Source organism: Qipengyuania sp. NPDC077410, from assembly GCF_044543405.1.
In the GTDB taxonomy this organism is placed as follows: Bacteria; Pseudomonadota; Alphaproteobacteria; order Sphingomonadales; family Sphingomonadaceae; genus Qipengyuania; species Qipengyuania pacifica.
In genome coordinates this window covers 463,810-488,425 of sequence record NZ_JBITWB010000001.1, presented here as the reverse complement: position 1 = coordinate 488,425, position 24,616 = coordinate 463,810, and the positions used below count along the sequence as shown (strand labels likewise).

At 60.1% G+C, this 24,616-nt stretch carries 24 protein-coding genes and 1 tRNA gene; 15 read left to right on the top strand and 10 right to left on the bottom strand.

The features are described from left to right. Window positions 1-5: 5 nt before the first annotated feature. Complete coding sequence (locus ACIGGE_RS02430; protein ID WP_397489325.1) at window positions 6-1,052, top strand: DUF262 domain-containing protein; 1,047 nt, start codon at window positions 6-8, stop codon at window positions 1,050-1,052. 475 nt (window positions 1,053-1,527) lie between these two features. Here the strand turns inward: ACIGGE_RS02430 and ACIGGE_RS02425 are convergent, their stop codons facing one another. Then, a complete protein-coding gene (locus ACIGGE_RS02425; RefSeq protein ID WP_397489324.1) occupies window positions 1,528-2,238 on the bottom strand; it encodes a thermonuclease family protein in 711 nt (236 codons plus the stop codon). 201 nt (window positions 2,239-2,439) lie between these two features. Here ACIGGE_RS02425 and ACIGGE_RS02420 point away from each other — a divergent pair, with 201 nt between their 5' ends. Together ACIGGE_RS02420 and ACIGGE_RS02415 are read left to right on the top strand one after the other, a co-directional pair. Beyond that, entirely contained in the window at window positions 2,440-2,589 is a 150-nt protein-coding gene (locus ACIGGE_RS02420) for a hypothetical protein (protein WP_222827122.1), read from the top strand. Between the two features lie 151 nt (window positions 2,590-2,740). After that, on the top strand, window positions 2,741-3,199 hold the full coding sequence (locus ACIGGE_RS02415; protein WP_397489323.1) for a hypothetical protein: 459 nt from the start codon (window positions 2,741-2,743) through the stop codon (window positions 3,197-3,199). A gap of 83 nt (window positions 3,200-3,282) precedes the next feature. Here the strand turns inward: ACIGGE_RS02415 and ACIGGE_RS02410 are convergent, their stop codons facing one another. Next, window positions 3,283-3,930, bottom strand: a complete 648-nt coding sequence (locus ACIGGE_RS02410; RefSeq protein WP_397489321.1) for a hypothetical protein — start codon at window positions 3,928-3,930, stop codon at window positions 3,283-3,285. 126 nt (window positions 3,931-4,056) lie between these two features. Next, window positions 4,057-4,446, bottom strand: a complete 390-nt coding sequence (locus ACIGGE_RS02405) for a hypothetical protein (RefSeq protein WP_221596400.1) — start codon at window positions 4,444-4,446, stop codon at window positions 4,057-4,059. A 202-nt stretch (window positions 4,447-4,648) separates the two neighbouring features. Here ACIGGE_RS02405 and argB point away from each other — a divergent pair, with 202 nt between their 5' ends. From argB to ACIGGE_RS02380, 5 genes are all read left to right on the top strand, one after another. Continuing rightward, complete coding sequence (gene argB, locus ACIGGE_RS02400) at window positions 4,649-5,545, top strand: acetylglutamate kinase (protein WP_103024089.1); 897 nt, start codon at window positions 4,649-4,651, stop codon at window positions 5,543-5,545. 82 nt (window positions 5,546-5,627) lie between these two features. Next, window positions 5,628-5,918: a YggT family protein gene (locus ACIGGE_RS02395; protein ID WP_103024090.1), complete on the top strand. Its 291-nt coding sequence runs from the start codon at window positions 5,628-5,630 to the stop codon at window positions 5,916-5,918. Next, window positions 5,918-6,814, top strand: a complete 897-nt coding sequence (gene folD, locus ACIGGE_RS02390) for a bifunctional methylenetetrahydrofolate dehydrogenase/methenyltetrahydrofolate cyclohydrolase FolD (protein ID WP_397489320.1) — start codon at window positions 5,918-5,920, stop codon at window positions 6,812-6,814. Before ACIGGE_RS02395 ends, folD begins: the two co-directional genes overlap by 1 nt. Then, a complete protein-coding gene (locus ACIGGE_RS02385) occupies window positions 6,811-7,506 on the top strand; it encodes a hypothetical protein (RefSeq protein ID WP_397489319.1) in 696 nt (231 codons plus the stop codon). Before folD ends, ACIGGE_RS02385 begins: the two co-directional genes overlap by 4 nt. A gap of 1 nt (window position 7,507) precedes the next feature. Further along, window positions 7,508-8,131 (top strand): MarC family protein, encoded by a 624-nt coding sequence (locus ACIGGE_RS02380; protein ID WP_103024092.1) that lies wholly within the window; start codon window positions 7,508-7,510, stop codon window positions 8,129-8,131. Between the two features lie 4 nt (window positions 8,132-8,135). Here ACIGGE_RS02380 and ACIGGE_RS02375 read toward each other — a convergent pair whose 3' ends face one another. Together ACIGGE_RS02375 and ACIGGE_RS02370 are read right to left on the bottom strand one after the other, a co-directional pair. Next, on the bottom strand, window positions 8,136-8,741 hold the full coding sequence (locus tag ACIGGE_RS02375; RefSeq protein WP_397489918.1) for an LON peptidase substrate-binding domain-containing protein: 606 nt from the start codon (window positions 8,739-8,741) through the stop codon (window positions 8,136-8,138). Between the two features lie 10 nt (window positions 8,742-8,751). Beyond that, complete coding sequence (locus tag ACIGGE_RS02370) at window positions 8,752-9,663, bottom strand: tetratricopeptide repeat protein (RefSeq protein WP_397489917.1); 912 nt, start codon at window positions 9,661-9,663, stop codon at window positions 8,752-8,754. Window positions 9,664-9,856: 193 nt separating this feature from the next. Between ACIGGE_RS02370 and ACIGGE_RS02365 the strand changes: the two genes are divergently transcribed. Continuing rightward, window positions 9,857-9,931: transfer RNA gene (locus ACIGGE_RS02365), tRNA-Gly, on the top strand. 383 nt (window positions 9,932-10,314) lie between these two features. On the opposite strand, the gene ACIGGE_RS02360 is transcribed toward ACIGGE_RS02365, so the two are convergent. Together ACIGGE_RS02360 and ACIGGE_RS02355 are read right to left on the bottom strand one after the other, a co-directional pair. After that, window positions 10,315-11,565, bottom strand: a complete 1,251-nt coding sequence (locus ACIGGE_RS02360; protein WP_397489318.1) for a type II toxin-antitoxin system HipA family toxin — start codon at window positions 11,563-11,565, stop codon at window positions 10,315-10,317. A 6-nt stretch (window positions 11,566-11,571) separates the two neighbouring features. Then, window positions 11,572-11,913 (bottom strand): helix-turn-helix domain-containing protein, encoded by a 342-nt coding sequence (locus ACIGGE_RS02355; protein ID WP_156493942.1) that lies wholly within the window; start codon window positions 11,911-11,913, stop codon window positions 11,572-11,574. Window positions 11,914-12,084: 171 nt separating this feature from the next. Between ACIGGE_RS02355 and ACIGGE_RS02350 the strand changes: the two genes are divergently transcribed. The 6 genes from ACIGGE_RS02350 to ACIGGE_RS02325 all read left to right on the top strand — a co-directional run bounded on the left by ACIGGE_RS02350 (window position 12,085) and on the right by ACIGGE_RS02325 (window position 22,174). Beyond that, window positions 12,085-12,993 carry a toprim domain-containing protein gene (locus ACIGGE_RS02350; RefSeq protein WP_397489317.1) on the top strand — a complete coding sequence of 303 codons (909 nt, stop codon included), beginning with the start codon at window positions 12,085-12,087 and terminating at the stop codon, window positions 12,991-12,993. Between the two features lie 78 nt (window positions 12,994-13,071). Continuing rightward, complete coding sequence (locus ACIGGE_RS02345) at window positions 13,072-17,307, top strand: strawberry notch-like NTP hydrolase domain-containing protein (protein WP_397489316.1); 4,236 nt, start codon at window positions 13,072-13,074, stop codon at window positions 17,305-17,307. Window positions 17,308-17,407: 100 nt separating this feature from the next. Beyond that, window positions 17,408-19,375 carry a ParB/RepB/Spo0J family partition protein gene (locus tag ACIGGE_RS02340; RefSeq protein WP_397489315.1) on the top strand — a complete coding sequence of 656 codons (1,968 nt, stop codon included), beginning with the start codon at window positions 17,408-17,410 and terminating at the stop codon, window positions 19,373-19,375. A gap of 169 nt (window positions 19,376-19,544) precedes the next feature. Further along, window positions 19,545-20,492 carry an ArdC family protein gene (locus tag ACIGGE_RS02335; protein WP_397489314.1) on the top strand — a complete coding sequence of 316 codons (948 nt, stop codon included), beginning with the start codon at window positions 19,545-19,547 and terminating at the stop codon, window positions 20,490-20,492. 12 nt (window positions 20,493-20,504) lie between these two features. Beyond that, complete coding sequence (locus ACIGGE_RS02330; RefSeq protein ID WP_063506145.1) at window positions 20,505-20,966, top strand: hypothetical protein; 462 nt, start codon at window positions 20,505-20,507, stop codon at window positions 20,964-20,966. 269 nt (window positions 20,967-21,235) lie between these two features. Further along, a complete protein-coding gene (locus ACIGGE_RS02325) occupies window positions 21,236-22,174 on the top strand; it encodes a DUF2493 domain-containing protein (protein WP_397489313.1) in 939 nt (312 codons plus the stop codon). A 64-nt stretch (window positions 22,175-22,238) separates the two neighbouring features. Here ACIGGE_RS02325 and ACIGGE_RS02320 read toward each other — a convergent pair whose 3' ends face one another. The 3 genes from ACIGGE_RS02320 to ACIGGE_RS02310 all read right to left on the bottom strand — a co-directional run bounded on the left by ACIGGE_RS02320 (window position 22,239) and on the right by ACIGGE_RS02310 (window position 24,559). Then, on the bottom strand, window positions 22,239-22,913 hold the full coding sequence (locus tag ACIGGE_RS02320) for a class I SAM-dependent methyltransferase (protein ID WP_063511937.1): 675 nt from the start codon (window positions 22,911-22,913) through the stop codon (window positions 22,239-22,241). Beyond that, on the bottom strand, window positions 22,910-23,794 hold the full coding sequence (locus tag ACIGGE_RS02315; RefSeq protein ID WP_067468557.1) for a sterol desaturase family protein: 885 nt from the start codon (window positions 23,792-23,794) through the stop codon (window positions 22,910-22,912). Before ACIGGE_RS02315 ends, ACIGGE_RS02320 begins: the two co-directional genes overlap by 4 nt. 72 nt (window positions 23,795-23,866) lie before the next feature. Next, window positions 23,867-24,559, bottom strand: a complete 693-nt coding sequence (locus tag ACIGGE_RS02310; protein ID WP_082835443.1) for an AraC family transcriptional regulator — start codon at window positions 24,557-24,559, stop codon at window positions 23,867-23,869. Window positions 24,560-24,616 lie beyond the last annotated feature (57 nt).

Below are 24,616 nucleotides of genomic sequence, written 5' to 3'. Positions count from 1 at the left end.
GTTAAATGCTTGAGCAATTCCGAATTTCTGATTTTTTAGAATGGCACGAAGCGAAGACGCTACTGATAAACAAAGATTTTCAGCGGGGTTCGGTATGGAAGCCCGCCGCGAAGATAATGTTAATTGATACCATCCTTCGCGATCTGCCGGTACCGAAGATTTATATAAGATCAATTATTGACCGCGATACTCGTAAATCAAAGCGAGAGATTGTCGATGGTCAGCAGCGATTGCGCGCCATCATCGATTTTGCTCAGGACAAAATAACACTATCTTCGCGCACTAAGGAGTATGCCGGCAAGAAATTCTCGACGTTAAGTGACGAGGATAAGGACCAATTTCTTCAATATCCACTATCGGTTGATCAATTGGTGAACGCCGATGATCAGAAGGTCTTGGAAATTTTCGCGCGGTTGAACTCCTATAGCGTAAAACTGAATGATCCGGAGCTAAGACATGCTGAATTTCAAGGTGACTTCAAATGGTCGGTGCACGAATTAGCTAACTCTCTTCACAACTTTTGGGTCGATAGCGGCCTTTTCTCTCCTGCGACTATGGTGCGAATGTCGCATACATCCCTGCTGGCAGAGATGTACGGTGTGGTATTGAATGGCATTCAAGATGGCGGTCAGCCGAAGGTACGCGCCTTATACCGGCAGTATGATAAGTCAGATAATTTCGAAAGAGAGGATGTCGAAGGTCAAATAAAGCGAGCGTTGGACTGGATATCTGAAAATATACTTGAGGACATCGAAGGAACGGTTCTGCTCCGTCCTGCTCATTTTCTTATGCTTTTTGCCGCCGTAACTCATTGCCTGGACGGCATCCCGAAGGGCGCTTTGAATGACGATGAGTTTGACGAACACGCGAAGATCGGCGACGCAAATGCAATACGCGAAGCGCTGACGGAGTTAGCCGCTACCGTTGAGTTAGATGAAGAACCAGATGAGCGTTCTGACTTCTGGAATGCCTCAAGCTCGTCGCTGCAACGAATATCTAGCCGACGTGTTCGCTTCCCATATTTTGTAGAGGCTTTGAGTTCTGAAGAATGAGTTCAACTGCTGTGCGCTCATTTGCGACCAGCGCACATAAACTCCTTGTTGATTTCCCTTTTTCAGCAAATCTGAGTGGCTGGAATGTGCAAGTCGAAAAGGCAAAAAGATATCAAGCAGCCTATCTTTTGATCGAGCTAAACGATTTGTGGGCTGATTTCTGCAGAACCCTGATCTTACAAAACGCGATGGGTCGAGCAACTGACCTCGGAGGCAATCCAATCGTTCCGGTCCGAAATTTCGCTACAGAAGAGGACGTTCTCAACGCTGTGCGTGATAAGAGAGGCTATGAGCCAAGGTGGCACAACGCTACTAAGGCTACTCGCGCAGAAGGGAATTGTGCGACCAATAAGAGCAGACAAATTAGAGACGCTCTAACCTCTAGTCAGTCGCCTGCCCCTATCGTTAACTCGGTTCGTAATTACCTCGCTCACCGCCGTTCTGACTGCCGTGAAATTCTTTCGAGCCAAAATGCCTACGTTTCAGCGACTAACTTCGACCCTTTCAAAATTGGAAATTTTCCAAAGCGAGATGGTCGCCGCACAATTGAATTTTGGGTCGATGAAATGATCACCATAGCAATCGCATGCTCGACATAATCTAAACACCACCCATCCCTGAACCCGCCCCAATAGCCCCGCGCACCGCCTTCGCGTTGCATATAGTCCGCCAGCCGGTCCTCGCTGCCATCGGGGCGCAGCCGCACGACGCTGCGTAGCGCGCGGCCATAGCGGTCGGTGGGTTCGTCCAGCCGCGCGGTCATGCGAAAAGGTCCGCGGTTGAGCCAGCCTTGCAGCGCCCTGGCCGATGCTTCGGCCTGCACCGCCTCCGCCGGGCATTCCGCATCCCGCTCCGCCGTGTCCACGCCGACCACGCGCACGCTGGTATCGCCCAGCTTGAAGGTGTCGCCATCCACCACGCAATAATACCCGCGGCCCGGTCCGCAGCGGGTGAAGCGCCCCTCGATCACCTGCGGTTCGCTCGACAGGAAGGCAGGCGCGGGCATCACGCCGGGCAGGGCAAAGACATAGGCCATGCTCGCCAACGCGATCAGCAGGATTGCCGGGCGCATGGAAACCCACGCCGCGCGCCAGCTCGTTCGCCGCTTCGCAAACCGCGCCGGACGGACCCTGCGCCCGCGCCGGGGCTTGCGCCGTCTCGGATTGAAGCGAAGGATTCTGCCCATCCGCTCCTTCATAGCGCCCTTCGCCAGAGGGGCCAGCGCCCAGGCTCGCTAGGGACATTTACGGGTATTTCCCCTACGGAACCGCCACTTGGCGCAATCCGGCCCCCTACTGTCGCAAGCGCTGAAACCCGATCGCACCGATACGCTTTTTCCGGTGCAGCACGGCTTTTCCGCGCCGCATATAACCCAAGGACCAAGCAGATGGACCAGAAGGACAAAAAGCCCGCACAGCCCCAGCAGGGCGATAAGGCAAGCAACGACCGCAACCCCCAGCAGGAACAGCGCGACAGCGGTTCCAAGCAGCAGGGCGGCGGCGGCAAGTCCGACAACAAGTCGCACCAGAACCGCTAAAGCTCGCCTTATACGCGCCACCCGGCGCAATGCAGCGGCCGCTCCTCACGGGGCGGCCGCTGTCGTTTGGGGGCGGGCGCGCAGCCGCAACAACCGCAGCCCCACACACATCCATTTTCCTACACGCGCGAAATCTGCTCCATCATCCGGGATGAAAACATATCCTCCCAAGCAGCCCCGCGCCCTTCCGCCCCGGCGGCGGCGCATTCCCGCCTTTCATCCGGTGCCGCTCAGCCCGCGCAGCGATGGCTGGACGCATGAACGCCAGGCGCAGTTCATCGGCGTCCTTGCCGAAACCCGCTCCGTCCTTGCCGCCTGTCGCCGTATCTGCATGGGCCGCGAAAGCGCCTATCGCCTGCGCAAGCGGCCCGGCGCGGCGGGCTTTGCCGCGGCGTGGGATGCGGCGCTGGGCAAGCCGCATGAGCGCGTGGATCTCTCGTCTGCCAAGTCCACAGGGCTCGATGCGGGAACGCGCTTTCAGTCGGGCCGCCTGCAGGTGGTCATGGACGCAGGCAAATTCGTCGGAATCCGCCGGAAACCGGACCATTCGGCCCATCTCCAGCATCTCGCCCGGCTCGACCGCGCCTGCGCGCATATCGATTGGAAGTGAGGAAAGTCACACTTTCTAAAACCCGAATGGGCGGTCCACGAAAGGCCACACTCGCGCGGCCCGCCGCCGCCTTGCCCGGCTCTCTACCAGCCCCAGGCAGGCGGCGGCGGGCTTACCGGATCGCGGGCGTCGAATTCCACGCGGAACAGGCGGGTCGGGTCGTTGGCGCGGGTGAGCTGATAGGCGAAAGCCGCATCGCTCGCGCTCGCCGGGTCCACCTCGACGCGCCAGACATTGGTCAGCGACACGTCCAGCCCCTCGCGGGTGAACAGTGCGATGCTTTCCGCGTCCACGGGGAAGTCCTGCGCCCCCGCGCTGCCCGCCGCGTCGGTGGCGCCGCCATAGAACGTCACCGCGTCCGCCTCGCCATCGGCATGGCGGTGATCGTGCTTGAGGGTGAAGCGCGTGTTGGCGCCCGAGCCCGTGCGGGTGAGGATCCAGGTGCGGCTGCGGTTCCATCCGCCGTGGGCATCCTCGTCCGCCACGTGGAAGGCGATGGCGATCCTCTCGTCGCTGCAGTCGGCCCAATGCGCGATCATGGGCTTGCCCGCCCAGTCGGCATCGCGCGCATCCTGCGTGGCGAGGCTGCCCGCATAGGCCTTGCCGCAATGGCTCGACAGGGCGCTCCAATAGGCCTCCTGCGGGCTGGCGGGCGCATCGGGCACGCTCGCACAGGCGGCGAGCAGGGAGGGAAGGGCGAGCGCGGCTATCGCGGACAAGGGGATCTGCATGGCCGCGACCCTAGCCGCGGATGGCGCGCATGCAAAAGGGGCGGCGGGATAATCCCACCGCCCCCGTGCGGCCAGCTCTCGGAACTAGGAGGGGTTTGTCCGATGCGGCCTGAAGGGTTGCGAAGCTTAGGCTTCCGGTTCGTCCACCTCGGCATCGGCCGCAACGTCGGCTTCGGTGTCGGTCACCGGCGTATCGGCTTCGACGCTGGCGTCCGCATCGACATCGGCTTCGGTGTCGAGCGTGTCATCGACCGTGTCGGTGGTCGTGTCGACGGTATCGGTGGTCGTGTCCATGGTGTGATCCATCGTATGGTCCATGGTGTCCGTGGTCGAATCGACCGTGCTGTCCATGCTGTCGATGGCTTCTTCGGTGGTCTGGACCGGCGGCGTCGTCTGGACGGTGGCGCTGGTGGTCGCATCGACATCGCCGGTGGCGGGCGAAACGATCTGGGCGCTGGCGGCGGTGGCGCCGGTCGTGGCGAGAAGGGCGGCTGCAAGAACTGTAAGCTTGGTCATAAATCTGGTCCCGTGGATTAGGATAGGAACCTCAATTACGGTTGCCGCAGACCCCGGCTCCCGCGGTTGCGCCGAAATGTGGCGGAATCTTGGCAGGGCGAGCCGGTTCATCTGCGGTTTAGCCCGCGTTCCCCTTTCGCCCCCGTTTTTAGGGGCCGCTATTCCTTTGCCTCCGCCGCCGCGCGCCGCTAATCGCCACGCGATGACCCAGACACCCGACATCCACGCCAAGGCCGAAACGCTGATCGAGGCGCTGCCCTATTTCCAGCGCTATGCGGGCCGCAGCTTCGTCGTGAAATATGGCGGCAATGCCATGGGCGACGAACGCGCCGCGCGCGAATTCGCCGAAGACGTGGTGCTGCTCAAGGCAGTCGGTATCAATCCCGTCGTCGTCCACGGCGGCGGACCGCAAATCGGTGCCATGCTGGAAAAGCTGGGCGTGGAAACCCGCTTCGTGGATGGCCTGCGCGTCACCGACAAGCAGACCGCGGACGTTGCCGAAATGGTTCTGTCCGGCGCGATCAACAAGGCGATCGTTGGCTCCATCGCCCGTGCCGGCGGCAAGGCGATCGGCATTTCGGGCAAGGATGGCGGCCTCGTCACTGCCACCAAGCTGCAACGGACACACCGCGATCCTGACAGCAATATCGAAAAAGTGCTCGACCTCGGCTTCGTCGGCGAACCGTCGCGGGTCGATACCACGATCATCGAAACTGCAAACGGGGCGGGCATGATCCCGGTCGTCGCGCCGATCGGTGTCGGCGAAGATGGGCATACCTACAACATCAATGCCGATACCATGGCGGGCGCACTGGCTGCTGCCCTCGGCGCGGCGAGGCTGCTGTTGCTGACCGATGTTTCCGGGGTTCTCGACAAGCAGGGCAATCTGCTCACCGATCTTACCCCCGCCGACATCGCGGATCTGCGCGCCGACGGGACCATATCGGGCGGCATGATCCCGAAGCTGGAAACCTGCGTCCAGGCCGTCGAATCCGGCTGCGAGGCGGCAGTCGTACTCGATGGCCGCGTGCCGCACGCCATGCTGCTCGAATTCTTCACCGCCCGCGGCGCCGGTACGCTGGTCGCGAAAGGTCGGTAACCCGCTTGTCGGGGGTGGCGCGCTCCGTATTGCTCTTGTAGGACGCGCAACACGGCACAATTCCACGGGAACGCTCGACGAAATGCAGGCACTCAGCACCGTTTACCAGATCATCGCGATGCTCACCAACATCCTGGTGATGCTGATCATCATCCAGTTCATCATCGGGCTCCTGTTCGCCTTCAACGTGGTGAACCGATCGAACGATTTCCTCGCCAGCTTCTACATGGCGATCAACCGTTTCCTCGAACCGGTCTTGCGGCCGATCCGGAACATTCTTCCCAATACCGGCGCGATCGACTTCTCGCCGCTCGTCCTGATCATCCTGCTGAACGTCGTCCTGATCGTTCTCGGAAATGTGATCCACGGCTGATGACTGCAGAGGTTATCGACGGGAAAGCCTTTGCCGCGCAATTGCGCGAACGTGTCGGCGTCCAGGCTTCTAAGTTCGAAGAGCAGGCGGGCCGCAAGGCGGGGCTCGCCGTGGTGCTGGTCGGGGAAGACCCTGCAAGCCAGGTCTATGTGCGCAGCAAGCACAAGGCGACCGTTGCGGCCAACATGGAAAGCTTCGAACATCGTCTGCCCGCGGACACATCCGACGCCGACCTGCTCGCACTGGTGGAGCGGCTGAATAACGACGCAGCGGTCGACGGGATACTCGTTCAGCTGCCCTTGCCCGGCCATCTCAATGAACAGGCAGTCATTGCCGCTATCAGCCCGGACAAGGACGTCGACGGGTTTCATGTCATCAATGCCGGCCGGCTGGCCGTTGGCCAGACCGGGTTCGTGCCCTGTACACCACTGGGCTGCATGATGCTGCTTGCCGATCGGCTGGGCGACCTGTCCGGCCTTGAAGCAGTGGTGATCGGACGCTCGAACATCGTCGGCAAGCCCATGGCGCAATTGCTGCTCGATGCGAATGCTACCGTGACCATCGCCCATAGCCGGACCAAGGATCTGCCCGGTGTGGTTCGCCGCGCGGACATCGTTGTCGCCGCCGTTGGTAGACCCGAGATGGTCAAGGGCGACTGGCTCAAGGACGGGGCGACAATCATCGATGTCGGCATCAATCGACTTCCGCCAGAGCCCGGATCTGACAAAGGCCGGCTGGTGGGCGATGTCGATTATGCGGCGGCACAGAATGTCGCATCCGCAATTACCCCCGTCCCGGGAGGAGTAGGGCCGATGACCATTGCGGTGCTGCTGCGCAACACGCTGGTTGCAGCTCATCGCAATGAAGGGCTGGACCTCCCGGAAGGCGCATTGTGAGAATTGCCGCGGTCCTGCTTGTTCTGGGAGTTGCCGGCTGCGCCGGTGGTTCCGGAGATTACTATTCGCGGCTGCTGAAGCCAGTCGCCAATCCCTCAAGGGTTGTCGCCGCCGAACTCGCCTTTGCAAGAGCGGCGCAGGACAAAGGGCAGTGGACCGCGTTTCGCGATTTTGCACATGACGAAGCCGTTATGTTCGTGCCGGAACCCGTGATTGCGCGTGACTGGCTGAAGGGGCGTGATAACCCCGCACAGGCGGTGAAGTGGCAGCCTCACCACGTATGGTCGAGTTGTGATGGATCACTGGCAGTGACACGCGGCGCGTGGCAACGCGCCGATGGTACCACCGGCTATTTCACGACTGTCTGGCAACGCCGTGCCGACGGTGAATATCGCTGGAAACTGGATCAGGGCGATACGCTCGAAACGCCGCTGGAAGCGCCCGAATTCGTGCGCACGGATATCGCCGATTGTCCCGACAGGGGCATGGCGGCGGAACTGCGCAATCAGGCCGAGCAGTCCCGCCCGGCAGGAGGCGGCACCTATTTCGATCAGGTAAGTGGCGACAGCAGCCTGTTTCTTACCTTCGTCGTATCGCCCGATCTGTCACGCCACTGGAAGCTGATGTTGTACAAGGACGGTTCGATGATCGATGCCATGGCCGGTAGCGTCAGCGCGTCGCGGGACGAATGACATGACAGCATTGTTCTTCTCTGCCTTCATCACGCTTTTCGTCGTGATCGATCCTCCGGGATGCGCCCCGATCTATGCCGGACTGACCAAGGGCGCGACCGCTGCCGAGCGCCGGAATATGGCCATTCGCGCCAGCGGCATCGCCTTGGTGATTCTCTTGGTCTTTGCGCTTTTCGGCGAAGATCTCCTCGGGGCTCTCCATATCGAGCTCGACAGCTTTCGTATCGCAGGCGGACTGATGCTGTTCTGGATCGCCTTCGAGATGGTCTTTGAAAAGCGCACGCAGCGGCGCGAGGATCGGGCCCAGAAGGTTGCCGCGACGCCCGAAGTAGAAGACGTGTCGGTCTTTCCCATGGCGATACCCATGCTGGCCGGACCGGGCGCGATTGCCGCAATCATGCTGTTGATGAACGAAGCGCGCGGGTTGCAGCAGGATCTGGTCGTTCTGGCTGCGCTTGCCGCAGTTCTGGCCATTACCATGATCGCGCTAATGGCCGCAGGACCGATTATGCGGTTGTTCGGCGACAAGGTGGAGGCGGCGATTACCCGCGTGCTGGGCGTGCTGCTATCGGCCCTGGCGGCGCAATATGTCATTGACGGCTTGCGCAACAGCTTCAGTATCTGAAGCGCTATTGCAAGGTGACGATTTCGTCTCCGTCATCGCGCAGGGCAAAGAACTGCATCAGCTGGATCATCAACTCGCAGCGCTGAGCGAGGTTGGGAGCTTCGAGAAGCGCCTGCTTGCTGGCAGCGTCGAAGGGTGCGATCTGGGCTACGCCGTTGATCAATGTTTCGTCGTCGAGCCGCTCGACCGAATCCCAGTCCACCGAATAACCCTGCATGTCCGCAAAACGCCGAGCTTCGAATTCGAAACCGGCCCGTTCGACGCTGGACAGGACTTCGTCCTCGGCATCGTCGATTATTTCCGCCTCGATCTGACGGAAGCTGGTCCGAACATCCAGTTCGCGCACAAGGCGAAATCGCGTCTCACCATCGAGAACGATGTTATAACGACCGTCCTCCAGCGCTTCGACATCGCCGATCCGCCCCAGACAGCCGATATCGTAAAGCGGGGCGCCATCTTTCGACTGCAGTGGCTGGATCATCCCGATCAGACGATCTTTGGCGAGCGCACTCCCGACAAGATCGCGATAGCGCGGCTCGAAGATGTGAAGCGGCAATTGCAGGCCGGGAAACAGGATAGCGCCTGGCAGCGGAAAAATGGGGAAGCGGATGATCGACCCCCTATCCAAAAAGGATCTTGGAAAGGCGGCGCCGGGTGGCGACTACCCAAGGATCCTCCAGCCCGACCGCTTCGAAAATCTGCAGCAGCTTTGTTCTGGAAGCGCCATCGTTCCATTCCCGGTCGGCTTCGAACATGGCAAGCAGTTCGTCAGCCGCCGCATCGCGATGGCCTGCTGCAAAGGCTGCCTCTGCGTAATCAAAGCGGGCTTGCATGTCCCCGCCTGCCGCGGCTTCCTTCAGGGCTGTAAGTTCACCTTCGTCAACTCTGTTGCCCGCCAGTTCCAGCGCGCTCCTGGCCTGCTCGATCTGCGGATCGGTAGCGATCGCAGGATTGGTCTCGGCCGCCGATAACGCCGCCTGAGCCTGTTCCACATGTCCTGCCTGGACCAGCGAACGAACGAGGCCCGCATGGGCTGCCGCATTGTCGGGAGCCATCTGCAGAACCTGGTCGAAAATACCGGCTGCCCGCTCGGCATCTCCATCGGCCAGGATCTGTTCGGCCATCGTGACGAATTGGGAAACGTCCTGCTCCGGCTTGGCGTCCTGCGCGGCACCCGCTTCTATCGGCAATTGCGACAGGATCTGATCTAGCGTCTGCTTCATCTGCGTTTCGCTACGTGCGTTGGTCAGGTCGGCGACCGGCTGCCCCTGAAACAGCGCGTACACGGTCGGTATGGACTGCACCTGGAACTGGGCGGCGATGAACTTTTCTTCATCGACATCGATTTTCTTCAGCACCACGCCCTTGTCGGCATACTCACCGGCAATCTTTTCGAGCATCGGAGCCAAGGCCTTGCATGGCCCACACCATTCAGCGTGAAAATCGAGGATCACGAGCTTGGTCATCGACGGTTCGACGACTTCGGTCTTGAAGCGTTCGACCGCCTTCTGCTCATCCATGCTCAGGCCCATGCTCGCCACGTAAGTCCACCTTTCAACTGAAAACCTATCCGCCCCATGTGGGCATTGCGGAGCAAATGTGAAGAAGGAGATGCCACCCTGCAAGCTGCGTAAAAAATCTGCAAATTTCGGCTTGCGGGACTCGTGGACCGCTGCTAGTTGGCCGCCTCCCCACCGGGCCATACGGTTTCGGTAGCGCCAGTGAGCGGGCGTAGCTCAGGGGTAGAGCACAACCTTGCCAAGGTTGGGGTCGGGCGTTCGAATCGCCTCGCCCGCTCCATTTTTCGTAGTCAATTCAATGGTTTAAAAGAACCGTTCTTGAAGCTGACTAGCGATTTTTACGGCAGGTGACCACCGGGTGACCACCGTTTTTACGCTGGAGAACAGGTCGTCTCGGACGGCTAGATATTCGCCAGACGCGTACCAACCCGTCCCACCGCCGATCCTGCGAGGGCACTGGCGATTCGCGACACGACTTTGACCTTCGGGGAATTCAGCGTGGGGGCACGGCATGTCGATGGTCTCGTCATGTGAGCTGTGGGGTATACCTCGTCGCACGCACACATCATCACCGCGCCGCAATCCGCCCAGCGGTATTTGCGGATCAGTTCATGCTGATTGAGGAAGGCGCGGTCTGGGTGATGGCAAGTAGAGGGAGGTTGCCTAGCCATCTTCGATTGCTAACCGGAAGCAGGTGGCAAAGCGGCCTCTGTTCGCAGGACTTAACCCCGCCTCTTCGAACAATGGCTGCCAGCGCGCTGCAACCATCACGCGTAACTCTTCGGTCATGGCCGAGGCCTCCTCGGGGCCGAGGTCGAATACTGCTGCTCCGGCAAGCGCATTTCCGATGGTCGCATTGCGTCCTTCCGGACCAACGCCCAGCACAAGGCGTCGCTCCGGCCCCACTTGGGGTTTGGGGACGACATCGTAGAGTGGAGACAACCGCCAACCAGTTCCGTCGCAAAGAAATCCGTGATTGCGCAGGTGGTCATTGTCATTCGTTACGAGAATATTGAACACCATTCGGCGGAACAGCTCATGGAGGTCTGCGCGGACCTTCGTCCCGTGCTGACGTATCGCGCCAGCGAGATCAGCGTAGCTGTAGCTGCTTACCTCGCTTTCATGCGCGCCCAGCATGGTGAGCCCCGACGCGAACGGTCTCCGCTCGAGCCAGTTGCCGTGCGGCACGCGGTCGAACCGTTCGATCAGATAGATATCGCGGTCAAGTAAACAGCGGAAATCGAGCGCGGGTACATTGAGGCCGCATTCGCTGGCCAGCTGCATAGTCGCCAGCTCTACGCGGCATTCAGGAAAGCTGTCGCCGTGCTTCTGGAATTTGGCGATCCAGGGTCGATCGCCGATTTGTGTTGCCGCCTTCGGACGGGCGCCGCCGAGCGACGAACCGGCAGCAAGGAGCGCGCGCAAGTTGTCATCCAGCTCATCGACGTGTTGCGCTCGTTCGGCTGCCTCGGCGAGTTTAGCGAGGGTGAACTCCTCGCCAGGAGCAGGACCATCGCCCCATGGAGTGATGCGCTCTGGTCGCTCCGGAGTTGGCCCGAATGCGAGCGCGCCGACGCGGTGTTCTCCCGAAGCAAGGATGAGGTCGATCTCGCTCGGCAGACGGTCGCCCATAGCCTTGTACATAAGATATTGGCCCCAGCCATCGGGAGCGGCGTCGCGGATGCCGCCGAAGACAGCAAACCCTTCCTCCGTGCGGAAGGTCCGGCTGGTCCCGGCATCGTGCAGCGGGAGGGCCACCGGATCGACGGGGATTCGGTCAGGGCGCTCAAGATACCGGCGTCCATAAGCGAACGTTGCAAATTGGTTGCGCGGTTCGTCGGTCATCGTCAGCAGTCCCGCCGGGACAGGACCTTCGGGAAGATGGACGAATACGTAGGAGCGGACGATTGTCATGACCGATCAGAAATCCAGCTCGTCATCGCTGGCTGCATGCGTTCGCTCGGGCAAGCGCGAGAGGTCCTCGCTTATGCCCGCTCGATCACTCTCTGGCGCAACCAAGCTGGCAAGGCGCTGGGTCATTCCCAGCACATGCAATGCGCTCACAAGGACTGCGAGACCAACTGTCGGATCACCAGCTTCGAGCCGCTGAAGTGTCTGAACCGACACCAGCATTCGTTCCGCCATCAACCGCTGCGGCATTTTGCGGCGACGCCGGGCAAGCGCGATGTCCTTGCCGAGCTGAGTTATAGCTCGCTGGCTTTGTGGCGGCAGTCCGCTAGCTGCTCTGGAAGCGCGTGGCATAGGCAGTACATGACATATCATGTTAATTTATGCAATAACGCATGATATGTCATGCATTCTATGACCAGACACGACAAGCTGTTGCGGTCGCCGCTTCCTGTCAGGGTACTGCGGACGCCAGTAAGAGCAGAGGTAGGCTGTGGGGAGCGAGCCAAAAGGACCGCATAACCCATGCCCACTCATGAAGCGACAAGACCCACACTGGAAGGGACCGCACGCCGTATCTGCGAAAGTCGAGGCGGCAGATGGTCGGGCACGAAGGGCATGGCCTGTTGTCCTGCACATGATGACAGCATGCCATCGTTGGGCGTGACGCTCGGTCGCAAAGCCATCCTTTTTCACTGCTTTGCCGGTTGCGATCAGCAGGCAGTGCTTGCTGCGCTGGCACGCAAAGGCTTCAACGCTTCCATCCTATTCTCGGACTCTTCGTCAGCTGACCAGTTCGAGCCAATTGAAAAACGTAATCTCTCGCCGGCGGCGCTGAGGATCTGGCGCGAAGCGGAGCCTGTGCGTTCCAGCCCGGCCAAAGCCTATCTGGAGAGCCGCGGCATCCTCGCCGCCTCTTCTGCTCTTCGGTTCCATCCACGAACACCGCTCGGGCCGAAAGGGCGAACCCGTTTTCTTCCAGCCATGATTGCGGCGGTAAGCCTCGACGAGGGGCCGGTCGCGATCCACCGCACGTTCTTGTCTACCGAGGCCTCAACCAAGGCCACCTTCGAAAGGCCAAAGCGCGCGCTCGGCTCGCTCGGTGAAGCTGCCGTCCGGCTCTTCGCCCCGGCGGATGGCAAGCTCGGACTCGCTGAAGGGATCGAGAGCGCGATGTCAGCTTATGCCCTGACCGGCATCCCCGCCTGGGCAACATTGGGCAATGAGCGCTTTGGTCTGATCAGCATTCCCGAAAGCGTGACCGAGCTTCATCTCTTCGTCGATCACGACGACGGTGGTCATCTCGCAGTCGAACGGGGCCTATCCGCCTATGCGCGAAAAGGCCGCACGATCCATGTCCGCACACCATCTGTGCGAGGCACCGACTGGAACGACGAACTCCAGGCATGGCTGCGCCGCAAGGCAGTGCGGTGAGAGGAGAGAGGGCTTTTCGATTTCCTGATCCGGCAGAGGGCGCGTGTCCCGATGCCTCAATCAGGAGGACTTTTCGCCATGTTTCAGTCAGACCTTTTTCCCGCCCACCGACAATCTCAGGCCGTTCCGTTGGCCTGCGCTATCGGCGTCAAAATTACCGAGCGCCTCGCTTCTGGACGTCATCTCACTCGAGCCGATATTTCCGCTTTGTTCGCTGACGAGACCGGAGTTCAGGACTGGGGCAGCGCCTGGACCATCGACGACTACAACAATGCGATCGAGTTAGGCTCCCTGCTCTGGCTGCGTGGATCTTCGCGGATCGATCTGACGACCGGCTTCCACGAAGCGAAAGCGCGCTTCGACTGGCTCGAGGCGGCTCTACCGCCTCGTCATGTGCGCAGCGAAGCCCAAGTCGAACTTCAGCAATTTTCGACCCCGCCGATGCTGGCCTGGCTGCTTGCGAAAGCCGCAGCGCTTTCCTCGCGCGACACCATGCTCGAGCCCTCCGCCGGCAATGGTGCTTTCGCGACCTGGGCCTACGGCCAAGCCGCATCGCTTACTCTGAACGAGATCGATGCTGGCAGACGCGACAGCCTGGCACACATCTTTCCGAATGCCGCGATCAACTCCTACGATGGCGAACTTATCGCCGACTTGCATCGCGGCCCGATCCCCTCGGTCGTCCTGATGAATCCGCCCTTTGCGCGTAGCGAGGAGCGCGGCAGCGACGGCGGTACAGCGCTGCGCCATCTTCGAAGCGCAATCCGGGCCTGCGCCCGTGGCGGCAGGATCGCCGCGATCATGCCAGATGGTTTCGACGCTTCGCGCTTTGCCAAGGCACAGGACAAGACTTCGCTGCTGCTCGATGTTCGATTGCAGCGAATGTTTGCCCGCACCGGGACGGGTATCGCCGTTCGCCTGGTCGTGTTCGATAAGGTTCCGGCGGGTAAAAGCCGACCGATCACCGGCGATACGTCCGAGTTGAGCCAGCTCCATGCACTCCTCGCGGGTCTTTCGCCTCGCGCCTTAATATCGGCCGATATACATCGCCTGCCGGTGCGAACTCTGCCGAGCCCCGTGGAGCATCGGATAGCGATCCGACCTTCGGCACCGTTTGCGACGAAACCAGTTGCCGAGACCGATGCGGTCGAACTCAGCTATGTTGCACTGGCGCAAGCTGCACCTGTGCCCGAGCAGGCAGGCATCTACCTTCCTTATCGCCCAAGCCGCATAGCGTTTGCCGATGCTCCGATGCATCCTACTCCACTGGTGGAATCGGTCGCGATGGGATCGGTCGCGGCACCTGTTCCGGAGGTCAGCCCGCTGCTCCCATCGAACTGGAAAGTGGATAAGCTCATCTCCGCAGCCCAGTGCGAGACGCTCATCTACGCCTGCAAGGCCTTTGATCGCGATCTGCCCGAACAGTTTCTACCGAGTCAGGAAGGGACGATGCTTGAGCTGGCCGAAGATGGCCATTCTTACCGACAGGGCTTCTTCCTTGGCGATGGGACCGGAGCGGGCAAGGGGCGGCAGATTGCGGCGGTCATGATGGATCGCTGGCTCGCAGGTGAACGTCGGCATATCTGGATCACCAAGAACGAGGCGCTGCTGGAAGATGCGCGCCGCGACTGGGAAGCGCTTGGCGGGCTGCCGCTCGATATCCAGCCCCTCTCGCGCTGGAAGCTTGGGCGACCCGTAACGCTGTCCGAAGGCATTCTGTTTGTCACCTATCCGACACTGCGCTCAGGGCGCGCCGAAGACACGCGCCTCGACCAGATCCTTGCCTGGACGGGCGAAGAGTTCGTAGGCGTGATCGCGTTCGACGAGTCCCATTCGATGGCCAATGCGCTCGGGTCTTCGAGCACGCGCGGCAAGGCTAAGGGATCGGAGCAGGGGATGGCGGGCCTGAGGCTGCAGAACCATCTACCGCGCGCCCGCGTGCTTTACGCCTCCGCCACCGGCGCCTCGGAGATCGCTAATCTTGGTTACACCGCGAGGCTCGGCCTCTGGGGTCCCGAAACCGCTTTCCCGACGCATGAAGGCTTCATGACCGAGATCCGCGCCGGTGGTGTAGCAGCGATGGAACTCGTTGCGCGCGACCTCAAGGCACAAGGTCTTTACCTCGCCCGCGCGCTGTCTTTTGCCGGTGTCGAGTACGATATCCTAGAACATTACCTGACCGAAGCGCAGATCAGTATCTACGACGCCTATGCCGATGCTTGGGCGATCATCCATCGCAATCTCGATGAAGCGCTCGAAGTGACGCGCGTTGTCGATGAGGACAGCGGCGATACGCTCAATCGCAATGCCAAGGCAGCGGCGCTGTCGGTCTTCGAGGGCACCAAGCAGCGCTTCTTTGCGCAGCTCCTCCTCTCAATGAAACTGCCAAGCCTGATCCCGGCCATGGAAGACGCGCTCGGCGAGGATCATTCGGTGGTCGTGCAACTGGTCTCGACCGCCGAGGCTATGCTCGACCGGCGTCTCGCCGATCTCACCGACGCGGAACGTGAAGAACTCGATATCGACCTTAGCCCACGCGAATATGTCATCGACTATCTCGCCAAGAGCTTCCCTGTTCGCCTTATGCAGGTGTTTACCGATGAGGATGGCAATCTGCGCTCCGAAGCAATGAGCGACGATGACGGCAACCCGGTTCTGTGCTCGCGCGCCATCGCCGCGCGCGATACGCTGATCGAGCAGCTGTGCGCGCTTCCGCCGATTGCGACCGCGCTCGATGCAATCATCGAGCATTTCGGGACCGAGGCCGTGGCCGAAGTTACTGGCCGCACGCGCCGTCTCGTCATCGGAAGGGATGGGCAGCAGCGCCTCGAACGCCGAAGCGGCAGTGCGAATGTCGCCGAAGCGCAGAGCTTTATGGAAGGCACCAAGCGTATCTTGGTATTCTCGGATGCCGGGGGAACGGGGCGATCCTATCACGCCGACCTCGACTGCCAAAACCAGCAGCGCCGCGTCCACTTCTTACTCGAACCAGGCTGGCGGGCCGATAATGCGATCCAGGGGCTTGGGCGTACCAACCGCACCAACCAGGCTTCCGCTCCACTATTCCGTCCAGTGACGACCGATGTGAAGGGCGAACGGCGGTTTATCTCGACCATCGCACGCAGGCTCGATGCGCTCGGTGCGCTCACGCGCGGGCAGCGCCAGACCGGCGGTCAAAATCTATTCGATCCGACCGATAATCTTGAGAGCGATTATGCAAAAGACGCCCTCAATCGCTGGCTCCACCTGCTCTATGATGGCAAACTGGAGGCGACGAGCTTCGGCGATTTCGTCGAGCGAACCGGCCTTCGGCTCGAGAATCCCGATGGCGGGCTGACCGACAACCTTCCGACTATCCAGCGCTGGCTCAACCGCATCCTTGCTCTGCCGATTGCGCTCCAGAATGCTATCTTCGATGAATATCTGGGGCTGGTCGAAGCGCGAATCGAGGCGGCGCGTGAAGCTGGAAATCTCGATCTGGGTCTTGAGACGGTCCGCGTCGATAGCTTCGAAGTTCTCAGCGACGAGCTTTTGCGAGCGGATCCTGTTACCGGCGCAGAAACCCGCCTTGTCTCGCTTGAGGTGAACCGCCACCTACGCCCGCTCCGACTGAAGCGTCTCGTGCGGATGCACGAGATCGGGTCGCTTCATGCCATCCCGTTACGCAATGCGCGATCGGGCAAGGTTGCTCTCTCGGTCCCGGCCCGGCGGCTCATTGCCGATGATGGCGCGGTGATCGAACGCCGTCGGCTGCTCCGGCCGCTCAAATCGGCTAATTGGACGATCGAGGCACTCGGTGAAAGCTTGTGGGAAGAGATCGGCGTGACCGAGTTCACCAAGGCCTGGTGCACCGAGGAAGATGAGGCTGCCGCTTCGCCAGTGACCGAGCGCCTCCACCTCGCAACCGGGCTGCTTTTGCCGGTCTGGAAGCGCTTGCCGGGAGATCATGTTTGCGTCACCCGGCTCGTTGCCGAGGACGGCCAGTCGATCATCGGGCGCGAAGTGCTCAATGTCGATCTCGCCAAAATCGCCGAAACGTTCGGGCTGGCAGGGGTGGCCGGTCCCGCTCCCGACGAACTCGGGAAGCTGGTTCTGGCAAGCGGGACGCCACAGCCGCTCGCCAGTCATGACGCGCTGATCGTCAAACGCTCGCTGGTCGGAGGTGAGCAACGGCTCGAACTCACCGGATACGCGCCTGACCGGCTCGACTGGTACAAGGCCAAAGGCTGCTTCACCGAGATTATTCGCTACCATACGCGGCTGTTCGTGCCAGTCTCCAAGGCATCGATCATTCTACCCGCGCTGACCGTCTGAACCTGCGGCCAGCCGCATGGCGATGGGTTAGAGGGGAGGGTGCCTTTGGGCTTGTCGGACCATGCATGCCGCATGGCTCCTTCCCATCAGGAGACTACCCATGATCCAGTCAATTTCCGTGAAAAAGCTTGTACCGAGCCCGCGCAATGTGCGCAAAACCAGCGATCCTGCTGCCGACGAACAATTGAAAGCCGATATCGCAGCACGAGGTCTCTTGCAGAACCTTGTCGTGCGCAAGGCGAAGCGCGGCAAATTCGAGGTCGAGGCCGGAGGTCGCCGCCTCGCGGCGCTTCAGGCGCTTGCCGAAGACGGTACCCTGGCCAAAACCCATGAAGTGACTTGCCTGGTCATCGAAGGCGAGGAAAGCGAGGTCCGTGAAGCAAGCCTTGCCGAAAATTTCCAGCGTCTCGCCATGAACCCGGCCGATGAAGCGCAGGCATTCTCGGCCATTATCGAGGCTGGTGGCTGCGTTGAGGACGTCGCGCGTCGGTTTGGCCTGACTGTCCGCTTCGTTGAAGGCCGCTTGCGTCTGGCCGCGCTTGCCCCCTGCGTGTTCGAAGCGCTTGCGGATGGCACAATCACCCTAGACATGGCCAAGGCCTATGGCGCGATCTCTGATGTCGATCGTCAGGCGCATGTCTACGCCGAACTGCAGGACGCTTGGTACCAGGTTACGCCGGACACGATCCGGCGCATGGTACTCGATGCCACCGTGCGCGGGTCCGATCCGCGCGCTGTGCTCGTCGGACGTGAGGCTTATATCGCCGCTGGAGGCCGGATAGAACGCGAACTGTTTGATGACGATGCCAGCGAAAGCTGGATCGATATCGCGTTGCTTGAAGACCTCGCTCACAAGGCGATGGACGAAGCGGCATCGAAAAGCGCCCAAGAGCATGGTCTTGCCTGGGTACGGCCCACGCTTGATTGCTATGTCAGCCACGACCTTGTTGAGGGTTTCAACCGGCTGCCATGCGAACCGGCTCCCTTGAGCGCGCAGGAAGCGCAGGAGCTGACCGAACTCGAGGCCGACTATGATCGTACTGCCGCGATTCTCGAGAATGAGGATAGTGACGAAGCCGAGGTCGCCAAGGCCGAAGAAGAACTGGTCGAAATCGATCGTGCAATGCGTGCGCTCAACGATCGGCCACCGGTGCTTGCCGACGATCTCAAGGCAGATGCCGGCGCCTTCCTCGTTCTCTCGCGCAATGGTGAGCCCGCTCTGGTCCCGCAATTTTACACTGAGAGCGAAGTAATTTCGGAAGACGACGGTGTGGTCGAGCCGGTCGCCGGGGGCACCGAGACCAAGGGTAGAGGCAATTCGCTCTCTCAGCGCCTGCTCGATGAGTTGGCCATGCAGCGCCGCGATATCCTGGCGATCCATCTCGCTAACGATCCGGCACTGGCGCTCGACTTCATGGTTTTCACGCTTGCCGATGCTGATGGGCAAGACTGGCGTGCGAAGAAGGCTTCGACGATCTCAGGTTCGGCAGAGACTGGCCCCGTTACAGGTTTTGAGGCCAAGGATGCACCCGCTAGCGCCGCGCTCGCCGAGTTCGCCGGCAGCCTCGACGAGAGCTGGCGCTCTGGCGAAAGCGATGTCGAACGGTTCGAAGCTTTCCGGGCACTGTCCCATGAAGCAAGGTCCGCATGGCTCGGCCATGTCGTGTCGCGCACGCTCGTAGCCAGCCTGGCTTGCGAGGGTGAGCGCTCGGCTCCTCTCCACGAGGCAATCGGCGGCTTGCTTGAAATCGAGACCGCACATTGGTGGCGACCAACTGCGGCAAATTATTTCGACCGCGTGGCGAAGGCAAAGACGCTCGAGGCGCTTGACGCTGCGGGCGGGCCTGAATTGGTCAGCCGCTATTCGGCTTCCAAGAAGGCTGAGCTTGCCAGCGCTGCCGAACGAATATTCTCGGGCAATTTCATCGGTGAGGCGGGCACCAAGGAGCGTGCGCTCGCCTGGGTTCCGGACATCATGCATTTCCGAGGAACCGCTGAACCCGACGAAACAGTCGATCCCGATGAAGATACCGAAAGCGATGGCGAGATCACCGAGCGGGCCGCCTGATCCCTCCTGACAGGTTGAAGCCGTTCGGTAGGCGGTCCGTCCCTTCGGGGCGGGCCGCCTTTTCTCGTTAAGACCAGCTTGGGTTCCGCCATCGGCAAGGATCAGAGGGGAGGGGGCTTTTGGGCATCTGGCCCGGTGCAATTTCGTCCGGGCAATCAGGAGATTTCTCATGCGCAAGTTCAAACGCTCGTTAGCCTCCCGTTCACCGGCCCAGTCTCCGGCAGTTCGGATTACGGCCACCATCATCGAAAAGCTTGAACAGGGCACCAAGCCCTGGGTCAAACCCTGGCGCGGAGTTCCAACGTCCCGCCCTCTGCGCAGCTGCGGCACGCCCTACCGGGGCATGAATACCTTCTGGCTGTGGATGATGGCCGAGGCGTCAGGCTTCGCTTCGCCTTACTGGATGACCTACCGCCAGTGCGCAAAACTCGGCGGACAGGTGCGAAAAGGCGAGAAGTCGAGCATCGCCATCTTCTACAAGACCTACGACAAGGAGGTGGAAGCGTCCGACGGCGGCGAAAAGACAGAGACACGCCGCGTTCTCAAATCCTACGCAATCTTCAATGCTGACCAGTGCGATGACCTTCCGGCCATGTACAGACCAGCACCGCTCATGGAGCCGGTAGAACCCGCCGGGCGACAGCATAAGCTCGATGCATTCTTTGCGCAGATCGATGCGCAGCTGCGGCACAAGGGTAGCGAAGCCTATTACGAGCCGGTCCGCGACCGCATCACCATGCCGCCTGCCACGCTGTTCGAGGGATTTGACCATTACTATGCGACGCTTGCCCATGAGCTGTCGCACTGGACCGGGCATTCATCCCGGCTGGATCGCGATCTCAAAAACCGGTTCGGTAGCAAAGCCTATGCCGCTGAAGAACTCGTAGCCGAGCTTTCTTCGGCGATCCTGGGCGCTGAACTGGGACTTCCCGTTACTCACCTCGACAATCATGCCAGCTACATATCGCACTGGCTGAAGCTCTTGAAATCGGACGACAGGGCCATGCTGATGGCAGCGGCTAAGGCTGAGGAAGCATCATCGCTGTTACTCCGTCTTGGCGGCCATGACGAACGCAGCGACTCTGCATTCGGCGATGATCTCGCCGAAGTTGCGTGAGGGGAGCACATCATGGGACGCTCTGTCAGCTACCCGCAAGGGGCCATCGTCGCTTTCCGCCTGATCGAGAGCGGAGCGAGGGGCGACCTCGACTGGCAATATGAATGCCTGGTCGAAGATGTTGTCAGCACTGCGCGCCAAGCCTTCCCCTCACTGTTGCCTTATGCTGGCTGGCGTGGACGCGAAGATCGGATACTGCTCCGGAATGCCTATGCCGATTGCGGCATTTCCACTTATTGCGGTCTCGCAGCCATCTGGCTCGTCGAACGGAATGACAGCTTCTACTGGGAAGCCGATTATGACCGACCCAGAACTGGCCGAGCTCAGCGATGGCTTGGCCAAGTGTCCGGCAACTTCTTGCAGATGTTCGGGGAGATTCGTCAGATCGGGCGCTTCTCCAATGGCGAAGGCGTATTCGAGCGGATCCATGTCTCACCGCAAAGGCCACGAGATCGGCAGGCAGCCGAAAACTAGTTGTTCGTGCAGGCCCCGCTGATGATGTTGGCAAAGGAACTACGTCATGCCTCGTGCCTGTCCGCCGGGAGAGGCCCTGGACCGGCCGTGGTCTGGCGCAACCTGCAAGGCTGCGGCCCGTGTGGCCCGCGCCAGCCTTGCCTTGCAGGTTTCCCGCTTCGCGGTGCGCCAACCCCCTTAAACCGGCCCTGATCGGGCTCCGGCGGACAAGGAGCGAGACATTCCGGTTTCGTAAGCTTTGCCGCCTGAGCACATCAGGAGGCTTAATCATGTACGATAGTTTTACCCAACAACTCGCCGGGCTCGACCTTGCAGGTCTAACCATCAAGCCTGCACCTTTCGATCCGTCCGATTTTCCAAGTGAAGAAGCAGTCGAGCAGACGCTCGCTGCCGTTTGGTCCGACATGTTTGTCATGTTCTCGGGAACATCGCTCGAAGCGGATGCCGAAGACGTGGCTTGGGGCTTCGTCAATCTGTTTCACCGTGCTGCCAGCCGTAAGTCTACGCAGCTCGACCGGGCGAGCGATGAAGTCCGGGCGCTCCTCGCCGCAGCTGACGGATCCGAAGTCCATTCAAGCAATCTCGAAGAGCAGATCGAACGCGCTCAGGCAGCCGAGGCAAGCATGATGGCATTTGAACAGATGCGCGAAGTTGCCGCATCGCTTTATCTCGATGAAACCGGTTCGTCATGGAAGCCATTTGGCGGTTCGCGTTCGAACCATTCGCGCAAAGTGACCTCTGCGGTTGTTGAGGCCCGCGATTTCCTGCGCGCGAGGGCTGAGCGGCGCCGGGATGCCCATAGTCCTGAGGGCACTGCAGTTATATTCGCCGGTGGGCGATCCTCCTTTGCCAGCGCCGACGAGGCCAAGGCCTTCGCTTCGAACGTATGGGCTACGCTCGACAAGGTGCGCGACCGGGTTCCGGATATGTTTATCCTGCACGGCGGCGACAGCAAAGGTGTTGACCGGCTGGCAGCCTCCTGGGCCGAACGCCACAATGTCCAGCAACTGGTATTCAACCTCGATAGGAGGCTCGGAGCCCGTGCCGGCTTCAAGCGCAACGAGCAGATGCTCAAAATGGACCCGCGCTATGTCATCGCCTTTCCCGGCAATGGCGTACTTGAGCGACTCGTGATTGAGGCAAAATCACGCCGGGTCAGCGTAGTTGACCGTCGTGGACCTCTTGGGACAAATCCTCGCGAGAGGTGAAACTCTCTGTCAGCAAATCCATGTACCGGCCACTCCAAACCAAGCGAGAAAATGAGCAATCTTCTCATTCATCCGCAGAAGCCTTGGTCGCTCCGTAGATCGATATCAAGCCAGTGATGGTTTGATACCTCTTGCATTCTGTGATGCTGAGAAATCCAGCTTGTTCCATAAGCGGTACAAGCGCGCCGTCCGCGTTTGGCTGCGTGTCTGAAACACCGTCGAGCTGCTGTATCGTTGCTCTGAACAGGACACGCATGAGGCGTGATTGCTGCTCGCCGTAGTCTGCTATGAACAGGCGTCCACCTGGCTTAAGTGCTTCGTTTATGTCGCACAGCAAGCGGAGCTTCTCTTCATAAGGCACTTGATGGAGAACGAGGCAGAGTGTGGCGATGTTCGGCGCTGGCCATTTGGCAACAGTGGCCACCGAGAATAATCCATGTTTGAATTCAGCATCTATTCCAGCTCGCCCCGCTTTCTTTCGTGCGATCTGGATCGCATCTTCGTCTGGATCGATCCCGAAGTACGTCGTGGCTGGGTTTTTCGTGGCCAGTAGTGGCGCCAGGCTGCCGGTACCCGCCCCAATGTCGAGCAGGACCTCGTTACACTTGGGCTCAATCAGGTCCACAAGGTCTCTACGCCACCTTTTTTCGCGGGTCGAAAGTCGGACCCCGATATCGTAGAGTGGCGTGAGAATAGGATAACCGGCTGGCGGCGTATAGACTGCATGTTGATCGGTCATGCCTGTCTCTCGCTTTGTGGGCCGAGCTCCGGCAGAGACTGTGCCTGCTTTCTAAATGGTTCGGCCAACTGTGCTAGATAGGCATCCGGATAATCTTCGATGCCAGCGAGGCCAATCGCCCCCGCTCTGATATGCTGGCTCGACCCAAAGCGCGCTGTACCAAGCAGAACATCCCAGAGCGTCAAGAAGAGACCGAAATTGACGTCGCCGTCCGTTTCGGATGCGAGGTGGTGGTGCCGATGGACTGGAGCGACGGCCCAGATATATGCCAACGGCCCGACCCGCATGTCGACGTTCGAGTGCTGTAACTGGAGCTGTATCAGCACCGCAAAGGAAGCCACGGCGGCGACATCGAGAGGGATTCCCAGAAGAAGCCAGGGCAACGCACCGGCGGTAACCTCGATGAACTGGTGGACTGGATGCTTCAGTAGCCCGTTGAAGCCGTACATGCGGCGTACCGAATGATGCACGGCGTGAAAACGCCAGAGAAACGAAACCCTGTGACTGGCGAAATGGGCAAGGGTAATCCCCACGTCGAGGAGTACAATAGCCATTGCTACATCGGCCCATAAGGGCAGCGTCTTTGGCCAGGCTGATTCCCAAGGGACAAGGCTTGTGATGAGCGGAAGAAGCAGCACCATAGCCACAAGAGATCCTTCATTCACGAGGGCATGCAAAATGTCTCTACGGCCATCGCCATGGCTCGAGTTCCACTGGTTTTCGAAAGGCGCGATACGCTCGGCGGCGAGCGAGGACCCAATCGCGGCGATGATCAGAACGAACAACCAGGCCGGCGAACTACCCGAGGACACGATCGCCGTAGCGCCCCCGACAAAGCCGAAAAAATAGAGCGGGCCATAGAGATAACGAAAAACGGCCATTGCAGCCTCCATCAAACGATGGTTCCGTCTACGCTCCCTTAGGGCCCCGGTATTGAACGTTTCGCTGGTGTCTTAACGCACGATGGTAATCTCGATTTTTGCGAGACCCTGTGATGGCGTCACGCCGAACCATTCGACCAAACGACGGGTAAAATGCGCTTGATCGGAAAACCCACCTGCGGCCGCGGCGGCAGCTAGACTATGAGACTGGTGGAAACCTTCGATGGCACGCTGAACTTGCAACCATTGCAGGAGCTTGGTCGTCGGCACTCCAAAATCTCGAATCGCAATTTCCCGCATCCGCGTGGTCGAAACACCGACGGCTTTGGCCAATTCCGAAGGTGTCGCCCCGGGTTCGATCCGTTGCAGCGTAGAGCGGAGGCGCGGGTCGATTTGGCTCGAACCCTTCCGGTTCAAAAAGCCTTCCATCCATTTGCGTGCCTCGTTCCCAGATCCAACCAGAGCCAATGCATTCGCTTCAGCGGTCGAAAGCCGTTCCAGTCCAACACTCTTGTTGAGGTCACGGGTTCCCATGAAAAACGGATCGACATACAGATTTCGCAGGATGGCACCGGATGGCGTCAAGCGGTGAACCGTGGTGGCAGGGATGAGAACAGCTTCACCGGGCGACAAGCGAAGATCTCGGTCAGCGTTAATGCTGCAAGAGTCGACCAGCGAAAGACTGATCTGGTGTGCCAGATGACTGTGCGGACGGTTCTCTCCTGTTTGGGCGTCGAGAAGTGCCCAGCCAAATCCGAGCATCATGTTGCCCTCCCATGAGGCGTCGGTGCTTCTCAAAGAGCGATTTCGTCTTAGCTGCTG